The 20252-nt window shown below is 46.3% G+C and carries 15 protein-coding genes; 6 read left to right on the plus strand and 9 right to left on the minus strand.

Features of this window, described 5'->3' with window-relative positions:
* Window positions 1-26: 26 nt before the first annotated feature.
* Window positions 27-242: a transcriptional regulator gene (locus CMO31_05585; GenBank protein MAZ53469.1), complete on the plus strand. Its 216-nt coding sequence runs from the start codon at window positions 27-29 to the stop codon at window positions 240-242.
* 14 nt (window positions 243-256) lie between these two features.
* Window positions 257-2116, plus strand: a complete 1860-nt coding sequence (locus tag CMO31_05590; GenBank protein MAZ53470.1) for a serine/threonine protein kinase — start codon at window positions 257-259, stop codon at window positions 2114-2116.
* 150 nt (window positions 2117-2266) lie between these two features.
* On the opposite strand, the gene CMO31_05595 is transcribed toward CMO31_05590, so the two are convergent.
* The 5 genes from CMO31_05595 to ilvB are packed head-to-tail and all read right to left on the minus strand — an operon-like array spanning window position 2267 to window position 8708.
* Window positions 2267-3850: a citramalate synthase gene (locus CMO31_05595; GenBank protein MAZ53471.1), complete on the minus strand. Its 1584-nt coding sequence runs from the start codon at window positions 3848-3850 to the stop codon at window positions 2267-2269.
* Between the two features lie 28 nt (window positions 3851-3878).
* Complete coding sequence (locus tag CMO31_05600) at window positions 3879-5426, minus strand: 2-isopropylmalate synthase (protein ID MAZ53472.1); 1548 nt, start codon at window positions 5424-5426, stop codon at window positions 3879-3881.
* 45 nt (window positions 5427-5471) lie between these two features.
* Window positions 5472-6464, minus strand: a complete 993-nt coding sequence (locus CMO31_05605; protein MAZ53473.1) for a ketol-acid reductoisomerase — start codon at window positions 6462-6464, stop codon at window positions 5472-5474.
* Between the two features lie 19 nt (window positions 6465-6483).
* Window positions 6484-7005 carry an acetolactate synthase small subunit gene (locus tag CMO31_05610; GenBank protein MAZ53474.1) on the minus strand — a complete coding sequence of 174 codons (522 nt, stop codon included), beginning with the start codon at window positions 7003-7005 and terminating at the stop codon, window positions 6484-6486.
* Window positions 7005-8708 carry an acetolactate synthase, large subunit, biosynthetic type gene (ilvB, locus tag CMO31_05615; protein ID MAZ53475.1) on the minus strand — a complete coding sequence of 568 codons (1704 nt, stop codon included), beginning with the start codon at window positions 8706-8708 and terminating at the stop codon, window positions 7005-7007. The genes CMO31_05610 and ilvB overlap by 1 nt, the downstream gene beginning before the upstream one ends.
* 625 nt (window positions 8709-9333) lie before the next feature.
* Here ilvB and CMO31_05620 point away from each other — a divergent pair.
* From CMO31_05620 to lon, 3 genes are all read left to right on the plus strand, one after another.
* Window positions 9334-10653, plus strand: a complete 1320-nt coding sequence (locus CMO31_05620) for a tRNA/rRNA cytosine-C5-methylase (GenBank protein MAZ53476.1) — start codon at window positions 9334-9336, stop codon at window positions 10651-10653.
* A gap of 24 nt (window positions 10654-10677) precedes the next feature.
* The gene (locus CMO31_05625) at window positions 10678-12078 is read left to right on the plus strand and encodes a cleavage protein (protein ID MAZ53477.1); all 1401 of its coding nucleotides are present in this window, start codon (window positions 10678-10680) and stop codon (window positions 12076-12078) included.
* Between the two features lie 79 nt (window positions 12079-12157).
* Window positions 12158-14548 carry an endopeptidase La gene (gene lon / locus CMO31_05630; protein MAZ53478.1) on the plus strand — a complete coding sequence of 797 codons (2391 nt, stop codon included), beginning with the start codon at window positions 12158-12160 and terminating at the stop codon, window positions 14546-14548.
* 105 nt (window positions 14549-14653) lie between these two features.
* On the opposite strand, the gene CMO31_05635 is transcribed toward lon, so the two are convergent.
* A complete protein-coding gene (locus tag CMO31_05635) occupies window positions 14654-15640 on the minus strand; it encodes a mannose-6-phosphate isomerase (GenBank protein MAZ53479.1) in 987 nt (328 codons plus the stop codon).
* 101 nt (window positions 15641-15741) lie between these two features.
* On the opposite strand from CMO31_05635, the gene CMO31_05640 reads away from it, so the two are divergent.
* A complete protein-coding gene (locus CMO31_05640; protein MAZ53480.1) occupies window positions 15742-16323 on the plus strand; it encodes a hypothetical protein in 582 nt (193 codons plus the stop codon).
* 241 nt (window positions 16324-16564) lie between these two features.
* On the opposite strand, the gene CMO31_05645 is transcribed toward CMO31_05640, so the two are convergent.
* The 3 genes from CMO31_05645 to CMO31_05655 form a co-directional block, all read right to left on the minus strand.
* Complete coding sequence (locus CMO31_05645) at window positions 16565-17233, minus strand: hypothetical protein (protein ID MAZ53481.1); 669 nt, start codon at window positions 17231-17233, stop codon at window positions 16565-16567.
* 103 nt (window positions 17234-17336) lie between these two features.
* Window positions 17337-17927, minus strand: coding sequence for a hypothetical protein (locus CMO31_05650; protein MAZ53482.1), 591 nt, complete (start codon window positions 17925-17927; stop codon window positions 17337-17339).
* 308 nt (window positions 17928-18235) lie between these two features.
* A complete protein-coding gene (locus CMO31_05655; protein MAZ53483.1) occupies window positions 18236-20152 on the minus strand; it encodes a hypothetical protein in 1917 nt (638 codons plus the stop codon).
* Window positions 20153-20252 lie beyond the last annotated feature (100 nt).

The following is a 20252-nucleotide window of genomic DNA, read 5'->3' on the forward strand; positions in this document are numbered from 1 at the left end:
ACATTTGTTCTAGGAGAAATTTCTATATGCCGAAACGCGACAAAAGCAAACGACTTCAGGTGGTTATTACCGAAGAACAAGATTCCATGCTCACGAAAACTGCTTACCAATTATCCAATCCCGAGCGCTTGGTCTCAAAGAGCGAGGTAGTCCGTCTAGGTATTGAAATGTTGAACCGAGCCGTTGAAACAGGAGACTTGGAACCTAACCTTGTCAACACTATCGACGAGGAAGCTTCTTAAGTCCCGAAGGATAGATGTTTAATCCAGGCGATCTCATCAACGATCGTTACGAAATTCTCGGTCTTCTTGGTAAGGGCGGGATGGCGCATGTCTTTCGAATACGTGACCAGGTATTAGAACGCGAAGCTGCCCTTAAGGTACTTAGGCCCCACCTAACAGAAGCTGACAGCGGTCGGTTTAGGCGTGAAATACGTGCCCTGGCTCAGTTAAACCATCCTGGAGTAGTAAGTATATTTGATTTAGGCCGATCTGACCTTGTGTTTTTTGTCATGGAATTGGTTACTGGCGGCCCGATCACTGACCTCGGTCCTTTAGAAACCAATCCAGAAAAACTAGAGGGTCTGTTAACGGTGGCTATCCAGGTAGCCGATACGTTGGGATACGTACATCGCCTTGGAATGGTACACCGAGATTTAACTCCCCGAAACATACTTTTAACCGCCTCAGGACAACCGAAAGTGATGGATTTTGGATTGGTCCTACTGACCGAAACGAGTCAAAACCTAACGCGAACTGGCCTCACCCTAGGCACCCCCCACTACATGGCTCCTGAACAGGCTACAGGTACCGCCACTGGATTTCAGGCCGACCTATATGCCCTTGGGGCTGTTTTATACAAGATGATTACGGGAGTCACCCCATTCGACGCGGATAACGACCAAGCCGTTCTTTACCACCACGTTTACACTGACTTAATACCCGCAATCGAAGTTAACCCAACCATCCCTTTGTCTCTTAGCCAACTAATTGCTAACTTACTAGAAAAATCCCCATCAGCCCGCCCTGGGTCTGCATATGTTGTTGCTGATGCACTTCGCGCTATCCGACGCCAATGTTTAACCGATTCAGCATCACTATATCTTGGTGGCCCATCAAGGCAAGCATATTTCCCCGATGGACCACCGGTCGGCATAGGCTTAGCTAAGCGTTGGTCAATTAAGTTAGATTCTGGTCCACAATGGCCCTCTGGTCTCGCTATAGGTAACGGTCATCTTTTAGTTGGCCAACGACTAGATAAATTGACTTCACTACGGCTGACTGACGGGGAACTACATTTATCGATTCCCACCTCTGACGAAGTCTATCTTCCACCCCAACTCTATAATGGGAATCTATACATCCCACTTAGAGATGGTAGGTGCCAAACGCACTCCTGGCCTGACGGAAACTATATAGAAAAGTTTGAAGACAATACGTGTGGACTCCTACCATTGGGTGATCGGCTAATATTCGCTAAATCTGATGGCACAGTTAAGTGCTCTTTAAATACCGCTGACACCCTATGGGAAACAGCGTTACCCTCTGTACCGCTAAATTCTCCAATCTTCCACGAAGGCTTTCTTTTCATAACGACTAGCAATGGGTGGTTACATTGTTTAAATCCCAATACCGGAATTGAGGTGTTCCGAGTGGAAGTCGGCCCAATGAAAGCTGGTCCTTTGGGTTACCGCGGAGTCATTCTTTTATCTGAAGCCAATGGTGCTCTTCACGCATTCGATTTACACGCCCGTGAGACTCTCTGGAGTTATGACTTCGAGGGGGCTTTATGGTCATCTCCAGCAGCGTGGAATGGTTTAGTCTTTTCTGCTTCCTGGGGAAAGGACCTCCATTGTTTAAACCTAGCCACCGGGGAGGACGTATGGGAAACGACCTTACCTGGACCGGTTACGGCTACCCCAGTCCTATCGGGAGGGGTCCTGTATGTACCTACCGAAACGGGGCAGCTCCTTGGATTTGAGGCTCGAACTGGATCGCCACTTTTTTCAGAGCAAATATCAGCCAACCCTATTCAATCAAGCCCATTGATCACATCGGGTCGGGTTTATGTGGCTTCTTTAGACGGTACCGTTTCATCGTTCGAACCGGTAATTTAGGGCAACTAACCGAACGACCATTTGCTAACTGTTTTTACGAGTATGTGATTTACCTGCTAAATCGGTCCTTGCAGTTTAATCAGGATAGCCCTATCAACTACATTCAGTTCGTAGCGATTGCCATAATAATTCACCCGCATCCTATTTAAGTTATCGAGAATAATTTATAGGCGGGGTGACTCCCTCATTCAATAGTTTGTATTCTATAGCGTCAATAAGGGCTTCATACGAAGCCTCAATGATAGAGGTGCTTGCCCCAACGGTGGTCCACCGCTGAGCCCCATCCGACATTTCTACAAGCACTCGTACCACACTAGCGGTACCAGTCTCAGCCCCAGCCAGAACGCGAACCTTGTAGTCAACCAATTCAAGTTCCGAAATACAAGGGAAAAATGGTATCAATGCCTTATCCAGAGCCCGAGCGAGAGCGTTTACAGGTCCATCCCCATCTGCCGCAGTATGTTCCGCTTGGCCACCCACCTCAATCCTTATACTGGCTTCGCACCGAGGTTCGCGATCGATATCCGACTGATCTATGATTACTGTATAACCATGAAGGACAAAAAACGGTAGATGATCTCCCCTCACTTTTCTGACCATCAGATGATACGAAGCTTCAGCTCCTTCAAACGCATAGCCTCTATTTTCTAGTTCCTTCATACGCTCTACGACTTTAGTAGCTTCCACACCATCAAGTGGTCGCTCTCCTAATTCAGAGGCTTTGGCCACAACATTAGCGCGCCCCGAAAGGTCCGATACCAACACCCGCCGCATATTTCCAACTAAGCCCGGGTCAACATGTTCATAGGTCTCGGGTCTCTTATTTATCGCCGAAACATGAACCCCTCCCTTGTGGGCGAATGCTGCATCTCCTACATAAGGAGCCCGCGCACTAGGGGGCAAGTTGGCCCTTTCATCGATGTACCGAGAAAGCTCTCTTAGGTTTTTAAGTTTTTGGGGTTGCTCGAAACCCATTTTAAGCTCTAGATTCGCCAATACGCTGATGAGATTAGTGTTTCCACATCTTTCGCCGTAGCCATTCATAGTGCCTTGAATATGGTTTGCCCCAGCTTCAACTGCACAGAGTGAATTAGCTACAGCCAATTCACTATCGTTATGGGCATGGATTCCTATGGAAAGAGCCGGAAAACGTTTAACTACTCTCCGCACCTTACTCTCGATGAAAGAAGGTAAACAACCCCCATTTGTATCGCATAATACGAGGCGTCTCGCACCGGCTTCCACGGCTGCCTCTAGGGTTTGATCTGCATATTCGGAATCCGCCCGCCACCCATCAAAATAGTGTTCCGCGTCATAAATGACTTCTCTCCCTTGATCAACCATAAAAGCAACCGATTTACGAATCATATCCAGGTTCTGATCAAGAGTCGTCTGAAGCGCTTCCGTAACGTGAAGAGTCCACGATTTACCAAAAATGGTCACGAAAGGGGTACCTGCTTCTAAAAGAGCTTGTAGGTTGGAATCCTCCTCAGGAGGAATGCCCTTCCGGCTAGTCGAACCAAAAGCCGTAAGGCGCGCACGCTCGATAGGGACATCTTTCATAGCCTCGAAAAACGTCATATCTTTGGGGTTCGACCCTGGCCACCCGCCTTCGATAAAATCTACTCCGAAGGCATCCAGCCGTTGGGCAATTGCAATTTTGTCAGCACTAGTAAACGCAATCCCTTGACCCTGCGTACCATCCCTAAGCGTCGTATCATAAATTTCGATCACATTATACTTCCCGAAAAACAGATGTAAATTAAGGTGTCCCAACCCCAGAAGATCTTTTCAACGAACGACTATTCCCCACCACGAGTTTATTGAGAACATCAACGTATGCCTGGGCCGAAGCTTCAATCACATCAGTGGAGAGCCCACGACCTTGAGCTGTAACCCCTTCGCTGATAACCCGTATTGTAACTTCCCCTAGCGCATCCTTCCCGCTCCCAACGCTCCGTATTTCGTAAGTTTCTAACTGAATCGGTACTTGAGCAATTCGTTCTATCGCCCGATAAATCGCATCGACAGGACCATCGCCAGTTCCAGCTTCTTCATATATCCCAGTATCGGTAGAAATGCGAACCGTCGCTACGGGCGTCATATGGGTACCGGATTGAAACTGGACGGCATCCAACCGGTAGGCTTCTGGAACGCGACTCGTTTCAGCGTCAACCAAAGCTTGTATGTCTTCAGTTGTGACGGTTTGCTTTCGATCGCATAGATCCTTGAACTGCCGAAACAACAAATTTATTTCGTCGTCTTCGAGTGAGTTGCACCCTAGATCAATTAGCGTCTGTCGGAAAGCCCGTCTACCGGAATGTTTACCCATCACAAGCACACCAGGGTCCCGACCGACCGTTTCCGCGCTCATGATTTCATATGTCTCTATAGCTTTTAACACTCCATCTTGATGAATTCCTGCTTCATGGGAAAAGGCGTTTTGTCCTACTATTGCCTTATTAGGCGGTACTAAGGTACCTGTATACATGGACACCATTCTTGATGCCCTGTATATCTCTTTTGTATCTACCCCGTGCTCATGACCCCAATGATCTCTCCGGGTGTTTAACGCCATAACAACCTCTTCAAGAGAGGTATTGCCGGCACGTTCCCCAATACCATTGATCGTGCATTCTATCTGGTTAGCACCGCTCCCGACAGCAGCAAGTGAATTCGCTACAGCTAATCCCAAATCATCATGGCAGTGGGTACTGATTGCTACCTTTTCGGCACCCGGTGTGTTTTTGATGATATCCGTTATTAGGGCCGCATACTCCTGTGGCATCCCGTACCCAACCGTATCAGGAATATTGATCGTAGTTGCACCCGCAGCGATTGCCGCCCCGTAAAGATCGTATAAAAACTGCCTATCGCTTCTCGTGCAATCTTGCGCGGAAAATTCGATATCTTCAGTGTATTGCTTTGCAAGCCGGATACTATCCACAGAAGTCGCCAACACTTCATCCTCGGTTTTCCGAAGCATGTGTTCCAAGTGGATCTTGGAGCCGGAAGTAAACACATGAATTCTGCGCTTAGGTGCTGGCTTAAGAGCCTCAGCGGCCCTTTCTATATCCTCATTAGCCGTTCGTGCTAGACCACATATCACTGGGCCTTGCACCTCACTGGCTATCCGGTGAACAGCTTCGAAATCTCCTTCGCTTGCGATGGGAAACCCAGCTTCGATAATATCAACCCCGAGTTTGGCTAATTGCTTAGCAATCGCAATCTTTTGTTCGGTGTTTAGAGCGACTCCCGGGGTTTGTTCACCATCGCGCAGAGTTGTGTCAAAAATCCTGATATAGGTCATGCTAGCGTCCCCTCATCATGCATGCCTCCGAGTATTGGGAGTCCCTTAATCACCGATAAAGGGCATCATACGACGCAGTCGCTTACCCACCTTACTTAATAAGGATTCCTCAGTATTGCGCCTACCCATTTTTAACCGCGGTTGACCAACCTGAAAATCGGTCAGATAATCCTTCGCAAATACACCGGCCTGTACGTCTTGTAATATGCGTTTCATTTCTGCCTGTGTTTGTTCCGTGACGACACGGGACCCTGTTACGTAATCGCCGTATTCTGCGGTATTCGATACGGAAAACCGCATTTTTTCTAGCCCGCCTTCATAGATGAGGTCAACGATAAGTTTCATTTCGTGAACACACTCAAAATATGCAACTTCAGGTTGGTAACCTGCGGCTACTAACGTATCGAAACCTGATTTCATGAGTGCAGTGACCCCACCGCACAGGACCGCCTGCTCTCCGAAAAGATCAGTCTCGGTTTCCTCTTTGAATGTTGTTTCAATAACTCCGCCCCGAGTACCTCCGATAGCCTTTGCGTAGGCAAGTGCCCTTTGATGGGCAGTAGACGACGGATCCTGCTGAATGGCTAGCAGACAGGGCACACCGGCACCTTCGGTGAATACACGACGCACGAGGTGTCCAGGGCCTTTAGGAGCGATCATGAACACGTCGACACCCTCTGGAGCATTGATTTGTCCGAAGTGTACATTGAATCCATGGGCGAATAGCAGAGCATTACCATCTTCCAAATGAGGTTCTATTTCTGTCTCATACACTGACCTCTGGACCTCGTCTGGTAGCAACACCATAACTAGGTCACCAAGGCGAGCTGCCTCAGCTACTTCTACAACTTTTAGGCCTTTAGATTCAGCCTCATCCCAGGAATTTGATCCTTTTCTTAAGCCAACTATTACTTCCAATCCTGAATCTTTGGCATTGAGTGCATGGGCGTGTCCTTGAGACCCGTAACCAATTACTGCAATGGTTTGATCTTTAAGATGCTCTAAGTTCGCGTCACTATCGTAGTAAATTGTAGCCATTCTAAGCCATTCCTCCGAGTTAGGGCGCTTGGGCCCGATCAATTTTCGTTTCAGCATCAGATCCGCTCCGCGTAAGAGCGATACGACCTGTTCTAATCAATTCAATAATACCGAACGCGCGCATTTGTTCAATGAAGGCTCTCAACTTACCTTCGTCACCAGTTACCTCAAAAACCAAACCCTCCCGGGCTACATCGACAATTCGAGCTCGGAAATCTTGGGCTATCTGCCGTATTTCCACGCGATCGTCGGGGGTATCTACTCTTACTTTAATCAACATCAATTCCCGATCGACATAGTTTGATTCAGTGTGGTCGATGACTTTCACTACATCAATAAGTTTTTGAAGCTGCTTCTCAACCTGTTCAATCGACTCATCTTGACTACTTATCACGAATGTAGTCCGGCTCAGTCCCGGTCGACTAGATTGAGCAACCGAAAGGGACTCAATATTAAAGCCGCGACGTGCGAACAACCCGGCAATCCTGACAAGCACGCCTGGTTTGTCGCGTACAGTTACACTCATGATGTGCTGGTTCATCAACTTTTAACCTTTTTACTTTCAACTGGACTTTCCTCTGGTTCCTGATCACCAATAATCATTTCGTCTACCCCTGCGCCCATAGGAACCATCGGGAAAACTTTTTCTGACTCATAGACTACGAAATTCATCACAGCAGGTTTTCCCTTTGCTAACACCTGGGGAACAATTTCCGCAGCGGTTTCCCGATCGAAAATGTTGTACCCATCGATTCCGTAGGCTTCGGCAAGCTTAGCGAAATCGGGATTAGAATCAGCTAAATACACTTCACTATAGCGTTGAGCGCTAAACATCTCTTGCCACTGTCTCACCATTCCGAGCATCCCGTTATTGCAAATCGCAATTACGATTGGTAATTGGTGTTTGAATATTGTTGCAAGCTCCTGAATATTCATTTGGACGCTACCGTCCCCTGCTATGCAAACCACTACCTCATTAGGCCTAGCGAAAGACGCACCTATAGCTGCGGGTAAGCCAAACCCCATGGTACCTAACCCACCCGACGTAATCCAGGTTCTTGGCCTATTAGTTGGGAATAATCGAGCTGCGAACATCTGATGCTGACCGACTTCAGTAGTAACAACGCAATCCCCTCCCGTAGCTTCCCGAAACATTTGAATAACCTCTTGAGAAACAAGTGGCTTGTCTTGCTTAAACCTTTCAGGGTAGCGCCCTTTCCACTCGGCAAGGGTTTGCCACCACTCTTCTATTTCCAACCAATCGACTAACTCTCCTAAACGTGGTAATACTTCTCTAAGATCGCCCACGACTGGAACATGGGCTTTGACCAACTTCGAGATTTCGGCAGGATCAATATCGATATGTACAATTGTTGCGTTCGGTGCAAACCGGCTAATTTTTCCAGTTACCCGGTCATCAAACCTTAACCCGGCCCCAAGAATCAAATCGCAATGAGTTATAGCCCTATTCGCGGTGACCGTGCCGTGCATGCCTGGCATGCCTAGAGCTTGACTCGCCCCGGATGGATAGGCGCCTATACCCATGAGGGTAGTGATGACTGGTATACCTGTCTTTTCAGCAAACTCTATGACTTGTTCATAGCCGGTCTGACCGCCTCCGCCGACCATCATGATTGGTTTTTTGGCGCTACGTATTGCCTGGGCAGCCTTTTTGATTTGTCCAGAGTGCCCAGCAACTGTCGGTTTATAGCCAGGAAGTTCTATTTCAACATCAAAACTTCCGGTAAATTCTGCAAGTTGAACGTCTTTAGGGATATCAATAAGTACTGGTCCCGGCCTGCCAGTACTTGCAATATAAAAAGCTTCGGCGACGACTTGTGGAATTTCGTTAACGTCCTTGATGAGATAATTGTGTTTGGTTACTGGTCCAGTAATCCCGTAAACATCGGCTTCTTGAAACGCATCCGTACCTATAAGCGGCAAGGGAACATTCCCTGTGACCGCTACGACTGCAGATGAGTCCATATGGGCCGTAGCCAATCCAGTCACTAAATTGCAAGCGCCGGGTCCGCTAGTAGCAAATACGACGCCCACTTTACCGCTAGCACGGTAATAGGCGTCAGCGGCATGAGCTCCGGCTTGTTCGTGGCGCACGAGTACGTGCTTTAATGTTTCGTCGTAAAGAGCATCGTAAATTGGCAAAATAGCGCCGCCAGGATGGCCGAAAATCACTTCAACGCCTTGCTGTTCAAGCGCTTTTAGTAGTGCAGTCGAACCTTTCATTTGCTCCTCCGTATTTCTGACCAACTACTCGAAAACCCCGTCAAGTTCTCTTGACGGGGTCGACGCTTAAGGTCGATACCGCTGACCTAAGCTAGCCAACCCCTACCCTATAGTAATAGATCTAAAGGAATACCGTGTAAATACTGCGAACCAACCACTGGCTGGGAGTATACGAAGTGCTATTCTACGGTGTCAAGCTCAGTTAGTATCGGAACCCCAATTGGAAGTTATGCGGTTCTAGTCGGAAGCAACTAATGGGTATCGTTTTTTACCCTATTTAGCCTATTTTTGCGTGAACCTTGCTCAGCCTAACCCAACGCAATCACTCTGAATTTTCACCTCGAATTCAAGCTGGTTTTGGATTTTTTGTTTTGCTTTTCAGTTTAGAGACTTTTTGGTTTTCCTTTTAACTATTATGAATAAGGTAGCTGTTAATGAAACTCGTTCACTGTTAGATTTCCGCGATATGCTTTAATTGTTACGGCTTGGCACAGGTGAAACCAATTTTTTCTGGGCTAAAACGGTTACTTGGGACGCATTACGACACCTTAAAATCTCAAGCCAGTTTCCTCTGGAAAGGCTATAGCTGTCGTGTTACTGTACTTGATCCCTTTAACTCATTTTCATGTTCCAGGAAAATTATCGAGGATACACATTGACTCCACGCCACGAAAAAACATCAAAAAGTGAATCTGGAACTCCGACTCGTTTAATCGCGTTAAAACTTTTCGAGCAAGTATTCCAAGGAGCTTACGCCACTCCACTGTTGAATAAACACCTGCGCGACATAGGTGTTCGTCGAGACCGAAGTTTTATCACTGACCTCCTATACGGGACGCTACGGAATTTCATTTATCTCGAGGCCTGTTTAACCCCAAGACTACGGGCACCCAAACGGCTACCCAAAATCGTATATAGCGGTTTAATTATGGCTTCTTACGAGATACTAATACGCGGAACCCCTCGCCACGCAGCCGTTTTTGAGTGGGTACAAACTATTAAGAGGCTTACGCCACCTTTAGCAGGCTTAGTGAATGGTGTGTTGCGCTCAGTTGCTGTGCCTAATAACCTAGAACAACCAACTAAATGGAGTTTGCCAGGGTGGCTTGCCGATTCGTTCATCAGTGCGTTGGGACCTGATGCAGCTGAAGATGCAGCTCTCAGCATGCTTAAACCAGGTCCTTTATGGCTTGCAACAACTGGCGCTAAAGCTGTCCCCAGTTTACTTAAGGAAGGGTGCAAAGTAACCGAGGGTCCTCTACCAAACACTGTAGCCATCCGCTCTCCCCTTCCTCTTTACAAACTCCTGGCGTACCGTGAGGGTTTAGTTCAACCCCAAAACCCGAGTTCTAGATATCCTGTTCATGCTTTGGATGTCACACCGGGGGATTTAGTTCTTGATTTAGCGAGCGGAAATGGCATCAAAGCAGCTCACCTAGCGACTCTCGGTGCTCAAGTCGTAAGCGTAGATAAAAGTAGTTCTAAACTTTCACGCGCTAGAGACAATTTGTTGCGAATGGGACTTAACGCAGATCAACATATAGCTGATCTTTCTAATCAGCCAGACCTCAAGCCCGCGGCTAAAGTTCTCCTTGATGCCCCCTGCTCTGGTACCGGTACCCTGCGAGGAAACCCGGAGATAAAATTGCGACTCAATTCGAAACAAGTTTCCTCCTTGGCCGAACTACAAGCATTGCTCCTTGATAGAGCGTCAGAACTCACGCTACCTGGAGGTACCTTGGTCTATTCGGTGTGCAGCCTAACTCCAGACGAAGGTATCGGGGTAATCTCAAACTTTCTTGCAGAAAAGACAAATTTCTGTGTAGACAAGTCGCTACCCCCCCAAAAATTACGGAATTTAGTATATCGGGAGGGAACTTATATTGTTCCTACAAACGGCGTGGATGGGTTTTTTGTAGCCAAACTTCGAAAGGGTCCCCTCTAACTACCACCATGGATTACAATAGAAATGTTTATGTACCTAATGAGTGCTGGTGCAGCCGAAATGGTTACCGGAAGTTGCCATCTCCTAGATTTCCAAACGACCCAAATCTTGGTGGATTGTGGTCTTTTCCAGGGACCTAAGTCTGTCGAGAAACGAAATTCAACTGCCTTCCCATTTTCCCCAAGCTCTCTCGACGCCGTATGCATCACACATGGTCATCTAGATCATGTTGGGAGGCTTCCAAAATTGGTCAGAGATGGTTTCTCAGGACCAATCTTTGCCACCCACGCAACAAGGCAAATCGTAGAAATAATCCTTCGAGATGCAGCTCGAATACAATTAGAAGATTACAAGAGAAGCTTTCGGAAAGCTCGGCGCTCAGGTCGTGAACAGACAGTAGAATCGCCTCTTTACGACGAAAATGACGTGAATCACGCCCTATCCCTTTTCGCCCAACCTGTAGACTTTGGCAAGCCTTTTAACATAGGGACGAATCTTCAAGTCACATTTCATAGTTCTGGCCACATACTCGGGAGCGCCTGGATACAGTTCGACATAAACGACCGACGCATTATTCTTTCGGGGGACTTAGGTAATCGCGAAAGCAGTCTACAGGCTCCCGCCACGATTCCCCCGAAGTGCGACGCCGTCATCGTAGAAACAACGTATGCTAACCGAACCCATAGAAGCCGGGATGCGACACGCAATGAATTTCAATTAATTGTCGACCGAGCTGTGCGACTTGGTGGGATCGTTATGATTCCAAGTTTTTCATTGGAGAGAACTCAAGGTGTCTTGTTACAGCTGAAGAACTTTACGGACAATGAAGCAGCGCCACAAATCCCGATATTTCTAGATTCGCCAATGGCCACGAAGATGACTCGGTTATACCAAACCTGTGCGAACGAATTCCGACCCGAGGTTGCGACTCGTCTTGCATCTGGCGAAGATCCTTTTGAACCCTCAAGTTTATCTTATACGGTAGAAACCGATGCTTCGAAAGCCCTCAATAAGATTAAAGGAAGCGCTATTATCATTGCTGGTTCTGGAATGATGTCTGGTGGGCGAATTGTCCATCACCTTAAACACAATCTTTGGAAACCCCAATCTAGTTTGGTAGTAGTCGGTTATCAGGCTAAAGGCTCTCTCGGTCGTCGCCTGGTCGATGGCGCTAAAACGATACGTATTTTCGGTGAGGAAATTATTGTTAGGGCGTCAGTACACACTATAGGTGGTTTTTCTGCCCACGCCGACAAGGATGATATTCTTACCTGGCTCGGTGGGGTCGGCCCAGCACATATCCACCTAGTACATGGAGAAAATGAAGCGATGAATGAGTTTGCAAGTTTCTTAAGAAATGATGGTCGGAAAGTAACAATCCCAGAATATGGGGAACGAATACCGTTATTCGATGTCTACCGCTAGGCTAGCTGCCAACCGACTCTCGTACCGCGCAGTTAGCCATCTTACTGACAGAAAGCCAATTATATGTGTACCTTAGTTTATGGATTGGGAACTCCCGGTAATCGCACTTCGCAGTCAGGTGGTACTACCACGTACTTTAGAAAACATCGATGTCGGCCGACCTAAATCAAAACGAGCACTAGAAGAAGCACAGGAAGGCGACAATAGAGTACTACTAATCGTACAGAAAGATTCGCGAAACGATGACCCTGATAGTAGCGATCTTTTTGAGGTTGGGACTCTTTGTGTTATCAAGCAGGTAATAAAATTGCCTGATGACACCCTTCAGGTTTTAGTCGAAGCAAAAGAACGTGCTCGAGTTATTGAATATTTGCCGGGAATGGTTCTTCGGGCGAGACTTAATACGATTCAAGAAATTCCTTCTGATGCCGACGAACAAACTCGTGACGTCCTAATGGATGAAACGAAAAGTGCTTTTTCAGATTATGCCCAACAGAATAAAAATCTTCGTTTGGATTCCTTCCACTTAGAGAACCTTCGGAACCTCAAAGATCCTGGGGCTTTGGCTGACGTTGTATCAAAATATGCTAGTTGGGAAGTTGTTGAAAAGCAACAAATCCTGGAAGAACCGCGTGCTTTTAAGCGACTTGAACTTGTCTACGCATTCCTTTCCAGAGACCTAGACCGTTTCGATACAGAGAAACAAATCAGTGCCCGGGTTAAACAACAGATGGATTCTAACCAGCGGGAATATTTTTTGCGAGAGCAGTTAAAAGCAATTAACCGCGAACTTGGTGGCGATGAGGAATCTGAAATTGACGACCTGAAAGCTAAAGTGAGTAAGAAACAATTACCTAAGCATGCTGAGGAGAGGGCGTTAAAAGAAATTTCCCGCCTCGAGAAAATGCCTAACGGTTCGCCTGAGGCTACCGTCGTCCGCACTTATCTCGACACAATTCTTGATCTGCCTTGGAGCGAAGAGGATGCAGAGACGCTTGATATAGCTCATACAGAACAAATCCTTGACGAGGATCACTACGCCCTGGATGAACCAAAGGACCGCATCTTAGAGTTTTTAGCGGTCAGGCAATTGACCAAAGATAGCCCCGAAACCGAATACTCGGCGCCACTGATATGTTTAGTAGGCCCTCCTGGGGTTGGTAAAACCAGTCTTGGAAAATCAGTCGCCCGAAGCCTCAATCGAAAGTTCGTTCGGATGAGCTTAGGCGGAGTCAGAGATGAGGCGGAAATCCGAGGCCATCGCCGTACTTACATAGGATCTCTTCCCGGCCGGATCCTACAGGGAATGAAAACTGCCGGAAAGAGAAATCCAGTGTTCCTATTAGACGAAATCGATAAAATGGCAGCAGATTTTCGCGGAGACCCAGCTGCTGCCCTTCTCGAGGTACTTGATCCCGAACAAAACAATGCTTTTATAGACCATTACTTAGAAATTGATTACGACCTTTCGCAGGTAATGTTCATCACTACCGCCAATACCTTGACCGCCATTCCAAAACCATTATTGGATAGAATGGAGGTCATTACGATTGCTGGTTATACATTAGACGAAAAGCTTGAAATAGCGAAGCGTTACCATATTCCTAGGCAAATTCAATCTCATGGCCTTACCGACAAAATTACCTTTGAAGATGCTGCTATTCGGACGATAATTACAGAATACACTCGGGAGGCGGGTGTAAGGAATATGGATCGTTTACTTGCTAAGGCCTCCCGTAAGACCGCAAAGTCGTATTTGACGAATTCTTGGAAAGGCACCGAGTCAATCGGAATTGATCTAATTAGAGCTATCCTGGGGGTGGCACCTTATCCAGAAGCAAAAATTAAAACCGAACCACAAGTGGGTCTTAGCCACGGCTTAGCGTGGACTTCTGTAGGGGGAGTTACTCTAGATATAGAAGTGGTATCTGTACCAGGCAAAGGAAAAGTTCACCTCACTGGGCAACTTGGAGACATAATGAAGGAAAGTGCCTACGCTGGAATTGCTTATCTGCGTGATCGAAGTCTAGATTTTCAACTTTCTGCTGATTTTCATGAAACAAAAGATCTCCACGTACATGTACTTGAGGGAGCGACTCCCAAAGACGGTCCCAGCGCCGGTATTGCAATAGCAACCGCGGTGGTTAGCTCTTTAACTCGTCGGCTTGTACGTGGTGATGTGGCAATGACCGGTGAAATAACCCTATCAGGACGCGTCCTTCCCATTGGTGGCATAAAAGAAAAACTCCTTGCAGCCCATCAAGCCGGCATTAATCACGTAATAATTCCTGAAGCTAATCGGCCTAATCTTGAGGACGTTCCGGAGCCGATTCTTAAAGACCTTACAATAACTACAGTGGAGGCCTTTGGGGAAGTATTAGATTTGGTGTTGTTAAATTCCGGGGCTCCAATAACCACTGACCCCGTACCGGATTTAGAAGAAAGCGAGCCAAGTTCAACTCACGCATAGAAACAAGTGCCGTATCCGTTTGGATTTAACTATAGACTAAACAGTCTTCACGATGCTTTGCTTTGTCCCGCCATAGGTTTTGGATTCTTTCTATACCGCAACTACCTAAATTTCAAGGCCGGCTCTTAAGATTTTGCCAAGACCTTGGAGTTGGTAGTCCCCTAATTTAGCCGGTAGAATAGCAGATTCTCCTTGGCTTAAACTCGTCACGTCTGAACCGCTTGACCGCAGCTGACTTTTCCCATCTATGACTGTAACTATTTCGAAACTGTTCTGGGACTTATGAACATAGGTATTCTTCCCACCGCAGAGTTCCTTACTGGTCAGAACAAAATTTTTCGTTCTGACCAATTCCACCCAACTATCTTCCCTTGCCTTTGCAATTACTTTGGAACCGACTCTTGGTTCCAAATCGATAACGCGAAGGCCCTGTTCTACGTGAAGAGCACGCAAATTGCCGTTTTTGTCGCGCCGATTATAGTCATACAAGCGGTATGTGAGGTCGCTTGCCTGTTGGATTTCGAACAGAAGAATACCAGCCCCAATAGCGTGTACAACTCCCGGCGGATTCAGAATCACATCACCAGCGGACACTTCGACCTGCTGACAAATACTTTCAAGAGTACCTCCTTCTATATGCTTCTTGATATCACTAAGCTTGGTTCCATTTTGGAATCCTCGTATGATTTTTGCGCCGGGTTGAGCTTCGATTATGAGCCATGCTTCTTCCTTACCAAAACCATCTTGCTGGAGCTCGTTGGCCTTTACATAGTCATCGCCTGGATGGACTTGAATTGATAAGGATTGTCCAGCAAAGATGAACTTCGTTAACAGCGGTACTTTCTTCCCAAAACGGTTGTAGCTAATCGATCCAAGAAAATCCGATCCTAGCTCTTCGCTAACCGTTCTGAGCGATTGACCAGCCCAAAACCCGTTAATAATCGTGTTCTCTTCAAACATCTCCCAAGACTCCCCATACACATTGAATTCAGATGCCGCCGAGACACCTAAGTATTCTTGCAACCGCGGCCCACCCCATATTCGCGGTTTTAACGTCCGAGCTATCTTCATAGGGTAAAGTGTGTTGTTCACGGAGACTCCTTCCGTCTATGTTTACACAACGGGGCCTTGTTAAGAGTATAAAACCTGTGAACTTAACCCTACTAATCCACTCTTTGGAGTAATAACTGGTTGTGACCGAAGCGTTAACTCAATTTATTACGAACACTGGTTGGCTTGCACCCCTGTATTACATCGCTGGTTTCTTGCTCACTGCGTTAGTTCCTATCATACCGACTCCCTTTGTAGCAGCATTAGGAGGTAAGGCCTTCGGATTTTTTCCCGCGTTGATTTACGGGACTTTTGGGCTTGGCCTTGGAGCTCTAATTTCATTAAACGTAGCGCGAAGAATTGGCCAACCCTTAGTGTACTGGTTAGTCCGGCCCGGTACCTGGAAAAGGTGGGAAACCTTCCTCAATATTGAAACCCCGGTTGTCTGGGGCCTGTTCTTTTTCCTAATGAACCTCGACTTTCTTGTTCTTTTTTCCGGCCTTACGACGATACAGATTCGGAAGCTTTGGTTAACCGCGATGATTGCCCGTCTACCTTGGCTTACAGCAAGCGTTTGGTTTGGGGATTTCATTCTTGTATCTGATGCCATCATGTGGATCGCCCTCCTGTTATCGCTGCCGGCATTGATTTTGATTGCACGAATTAGACCGACTATTCAGAACTGGCTGTCCGTTATAACAAACGGGCGCTTTCCAAAACCTTGAGAGGCCTGCAGTTTGGGCGGTAGAACGGCCTTCACTCTGCGTGGCTTGATTGCTATTCCCGATTTAGCCTAATATCCTGATCTATTCACAACAGCTGTTTGGTTTTGTATTTGAACCCGGCGATAAGATTAATTAGAAATTCTATTGCTTTTACTTTATTTATTGGCGACGGATAAACACTCTATTAACCGCTTGACGGTCAAATGGTTGTCTACTAACGAGGAACCTAGTTTGGATATAATTAAGGGTCAACAAGTTTTCCATCCTCAAGCTCTAGTATTCTAGGAATTTTGTTAGCTAAGCGTTCGTCATGGGTAGCTATAAGAATAGCAGACCCGCTGGATTGAGCTAAATCTAATAGTGTTGTGATAACTCGTTGAGCGTTAATCTTATCTAAACTTCCTGTGGGTTCATCAGCAACAATAAGTCGAGGTGCTAGATAAACAGCGCGAGCGACAGCCACTCTTTGCCTTTCTCCGCCTGAAAGTGTATTTATGGAAGCATTCATTTGACCTTCAAGATCAACCCGTTGCAAGAGGTGTTTGGCGCGATCCATTTTTGCTTTCCCTTTAATAATTCCAGGGAGGGCCACATTTTCTATAACAGTTAAGTCCTGTACGAGATAATGATTTTGAAACACAAAGCCTAACCCTTGAAACGGACGGATTGGCGGATGCTTATAAGTCGATTTTGCTTTGTTTAATTCTTGAAAACTTATTCGCCCTGAGGTGGGCATGTCAAGCCCACCCACCAAATGCAAAAGCGTAGTTTTTCCTGATCCGGAAGGCCCGACAATACCAACAACCTCGCCTCGTTTTATCGTGAAAGTGACACCTTTTAGTATTTCCAAACTGTTTCTGGAATCTGAAAAACTTCGGTAAACGTTGTCGCAAATTAAAACCGAACTCATCACAAACAAAATAACCGCACGCTTCCTTATTTTTCAACCCTTTAGAGGTTTATTGTGATTAAGTTTTCTTCTTCTTGTCCTACAAGGATACTGTTGTTGGTACTTAGATTTTGACTTGAGTATGTTCTATAGATTGGAGGTCATCAAGGTCGAGCTCACTCGAGACTATTTCGGCATGGTCGATTAGGCGTTCCATGCCAACAATGCTACCTATAACCACCGCGTGCGTGACAACTATAAGGGAAGAAAATTCCCTGTATCTATTTAGAACAGCAACTGCTCTAGCCTGGACCTCTTTAATTGTCTCCCAAGGAACTTCTTGAGCCGTCTGCGCTTCTGCTTCTTTCAGGTTTTTGTTAGCTTCTTCAAGCAACCTTGAATCGATCTCCCCCATCAAATCTTTCTGAGGAAGCCACTCATGTAAGTCGTATTCGACATACAATGGTGTGTTAAGGGCTTTGCTCAAACGGGCTCCGGACTCCAACGCCCGAGAGAACGTGCTGCATAAAATCGCCTCGGCACTTTGGAGTCGAAAATCCTGGGAGATTGTATCGATCTGTAGCCGACCAACCGGAGTCAAAGGAGCAAAACTAGTAGCAGCTCCTCTAACCCCACGAGCCTCAACTAGTGGGTAATCGGTTTCTCCATGTCTCACGAAAAAGATTTTCACCAGGTAACCCCTCGCCGTTTTTATTCCTCAACATTGATACGCAAATACGTCTTATTTCTTTAGAACACCGATTCTGCCCTAAGGGTTTTCACCCTAGCAGGCTAATGGCTATGCCTGATGTTCAATCTTTAACTTCTTGGATGCTTAGTAATGATTGATTCCCTCGTAATAGCATCTATTTGACTAAGGTAGGTTTGAGCAATATTTTTTGAAACTTAACGACCGCAGGAACTGCTAAAACCTGATCCCCGACCGATGTCCTAGTTCCAATCCGATGCCACTGAATCTATGCACCTGATTCAGAGCTCTTATTTAGGTATCATCCCTACTTTTCACGGTACTTGGTATTGGAGGTTTATTATTTCTGAACCCTTTTCTGATATTTCGATAGGCAAATATAGTTCTACGTCATGAATTAAACAAAGCTTAGCTTTTTCATCCTGACAAAAATACACGACTACTCCGACTTGAAGTTCTTGGGCAGTTGAAGAAATATAAACTGGGACTTCGATTGGAAATTCAGGCTTCCCGAAAGGCATTGGTTCTTGGTAAAAGTCTACCCCGTCACTCGAAAACGTTATTGACGTCGGGGCGTTCTCAGTGAATCGATGTCCGTCAGGTAATTCTACCGAAAAGACTAGTTTCGATTCTCCATTCTTGACTATTTTCTTTGGCAAGAAGATTTTGTTGGTCTCCTTGGTGCTAAGTGTTGATTGCTGGAGTTTCCCGTTTTCATCCTTTAGAACCAAAGTATCTACCTCTGATGTCGCTAAATCAATGACCCGGACAACGTGGTTGTTAGTATCTGCGACATATAGCATTCCGGAGCTCTGGGACAGCCCACCAGGCTCATTGAATTCAGCTGTTTCGCCATATCCGTCTAACCAACCTGAATCCCCTGACCCAAAAACGGTGTTAGCTTTCTGAAGCACTGGGTCAACCACCTTTATTTTATTGTTATAGGTGTCAGCGACATAGAGATTACGCCCTGCAAATTCTACACCGATTGGGTGTTGAAGTCGAACCTGTTCACCGATACCGTCAACATCTCCAAAATCGAACAGGCCAGACCCAACAATAGTGTCCACGCTGTCAGAGGGACTTGTTCCGGCGCGCCTGATCGCGCTAGCCTCGCTGTCCACAAAATATATTTGGTTCCCGTCGGTAGTGAGACCACTAGGTTGATTGAGACCGGCTTTCAGTAATGGTCCGTCAACTAGTTCTTCTTTGCCACTGCCAGCATGGAGAGACAAAGCGTTCGTAATGACGTCCAAAACCCATAATTGGTGTTGCCCAGCCATAGCTATATATACTTTCCCATCTAAAAATTCTAGATCCCATGGTGAATTAAGAGCGGTATCTCCGCGACCAATCCCAGCCGGTGTCGGGTACCCTTGTTGGCCGGTCCCAATAACCGTAGTAACGGTCCTGGCGTCAAGGTTTACCCTGCGAATTGAATGGTTTCCAGTGTCAGCCACAAATAGTGTTTCGGAATCCACTAACGTCAGACCTTGGGGTCGAAACAATCGTGCCTCTTCATAGGTCCCATCAACTAACCCTTCGGCCCCAGAACCTATAACATCAGTAACCGTGCCATCCTTTGTAACTACTACTATCCGATTATGATTTGAGTCAGCAATAAAGATTCTATTTCTAGGATGATCAGCGAGTACTTTCCCAGGAAACCGTAAAGGTGTTGTAATCCCTTTTGGCCTAGGCATTTGGATACGGAACTTCTCAAGTAGGCCGAGTTCTCTGAATTCATTTACTGCTTTTCCTAGGACTTGGTCGAACAATTCGAATATATGTTCTCCTTCGTGGATGCCTATCACGAATCCATTCGGGTCAATTAGCACTAAGGTTGGCCAAGCGCGGATTCCGTATCTTCTCCAAATTTCGAACGCCTTGTCATTTACTACCGGATGATTAATTTGATAACGTTCTAAAACGTTTTCAATGCTTTTTGATTTTCGTTCATGGTCAAATTTTCCAGAATGCACCCCAATCACCACTAGTTCATCAGAGTATTTTTCTTCTAAGTCGTTGAGTTCAGGAATAACATGCAGGCAGTTGATGCAACCATAGGTCCAAAAATCTAAAATCACAATTTTCCCTCTGAGATCCTGCAAAGTCAAAGGATTGTTTACATTTAGCCAATCTAGTCCTTGGGGCAACTCAGGAGCTGGAACGGTCCCTAAATAAGTTTCATCATTTTGAGTACTAGCGATACAGCTAAATGCAACCAACATGGTGATAACCGTTAGGCGAAACTTTCTAATTAATAATCTGAATGAATTACTTATGTTATTAACAAAAAACACTCTATCCTATCCGGCGTCTTAGCCAATA

The sequence above is a fragment of the Trueperaceae bacterium genome (assembly GCA_002707365.1).
Lineage (GTDB): Bacteria > Deinococcota > Deinococci > Deinococcales > Trueperaceae > UBA6957.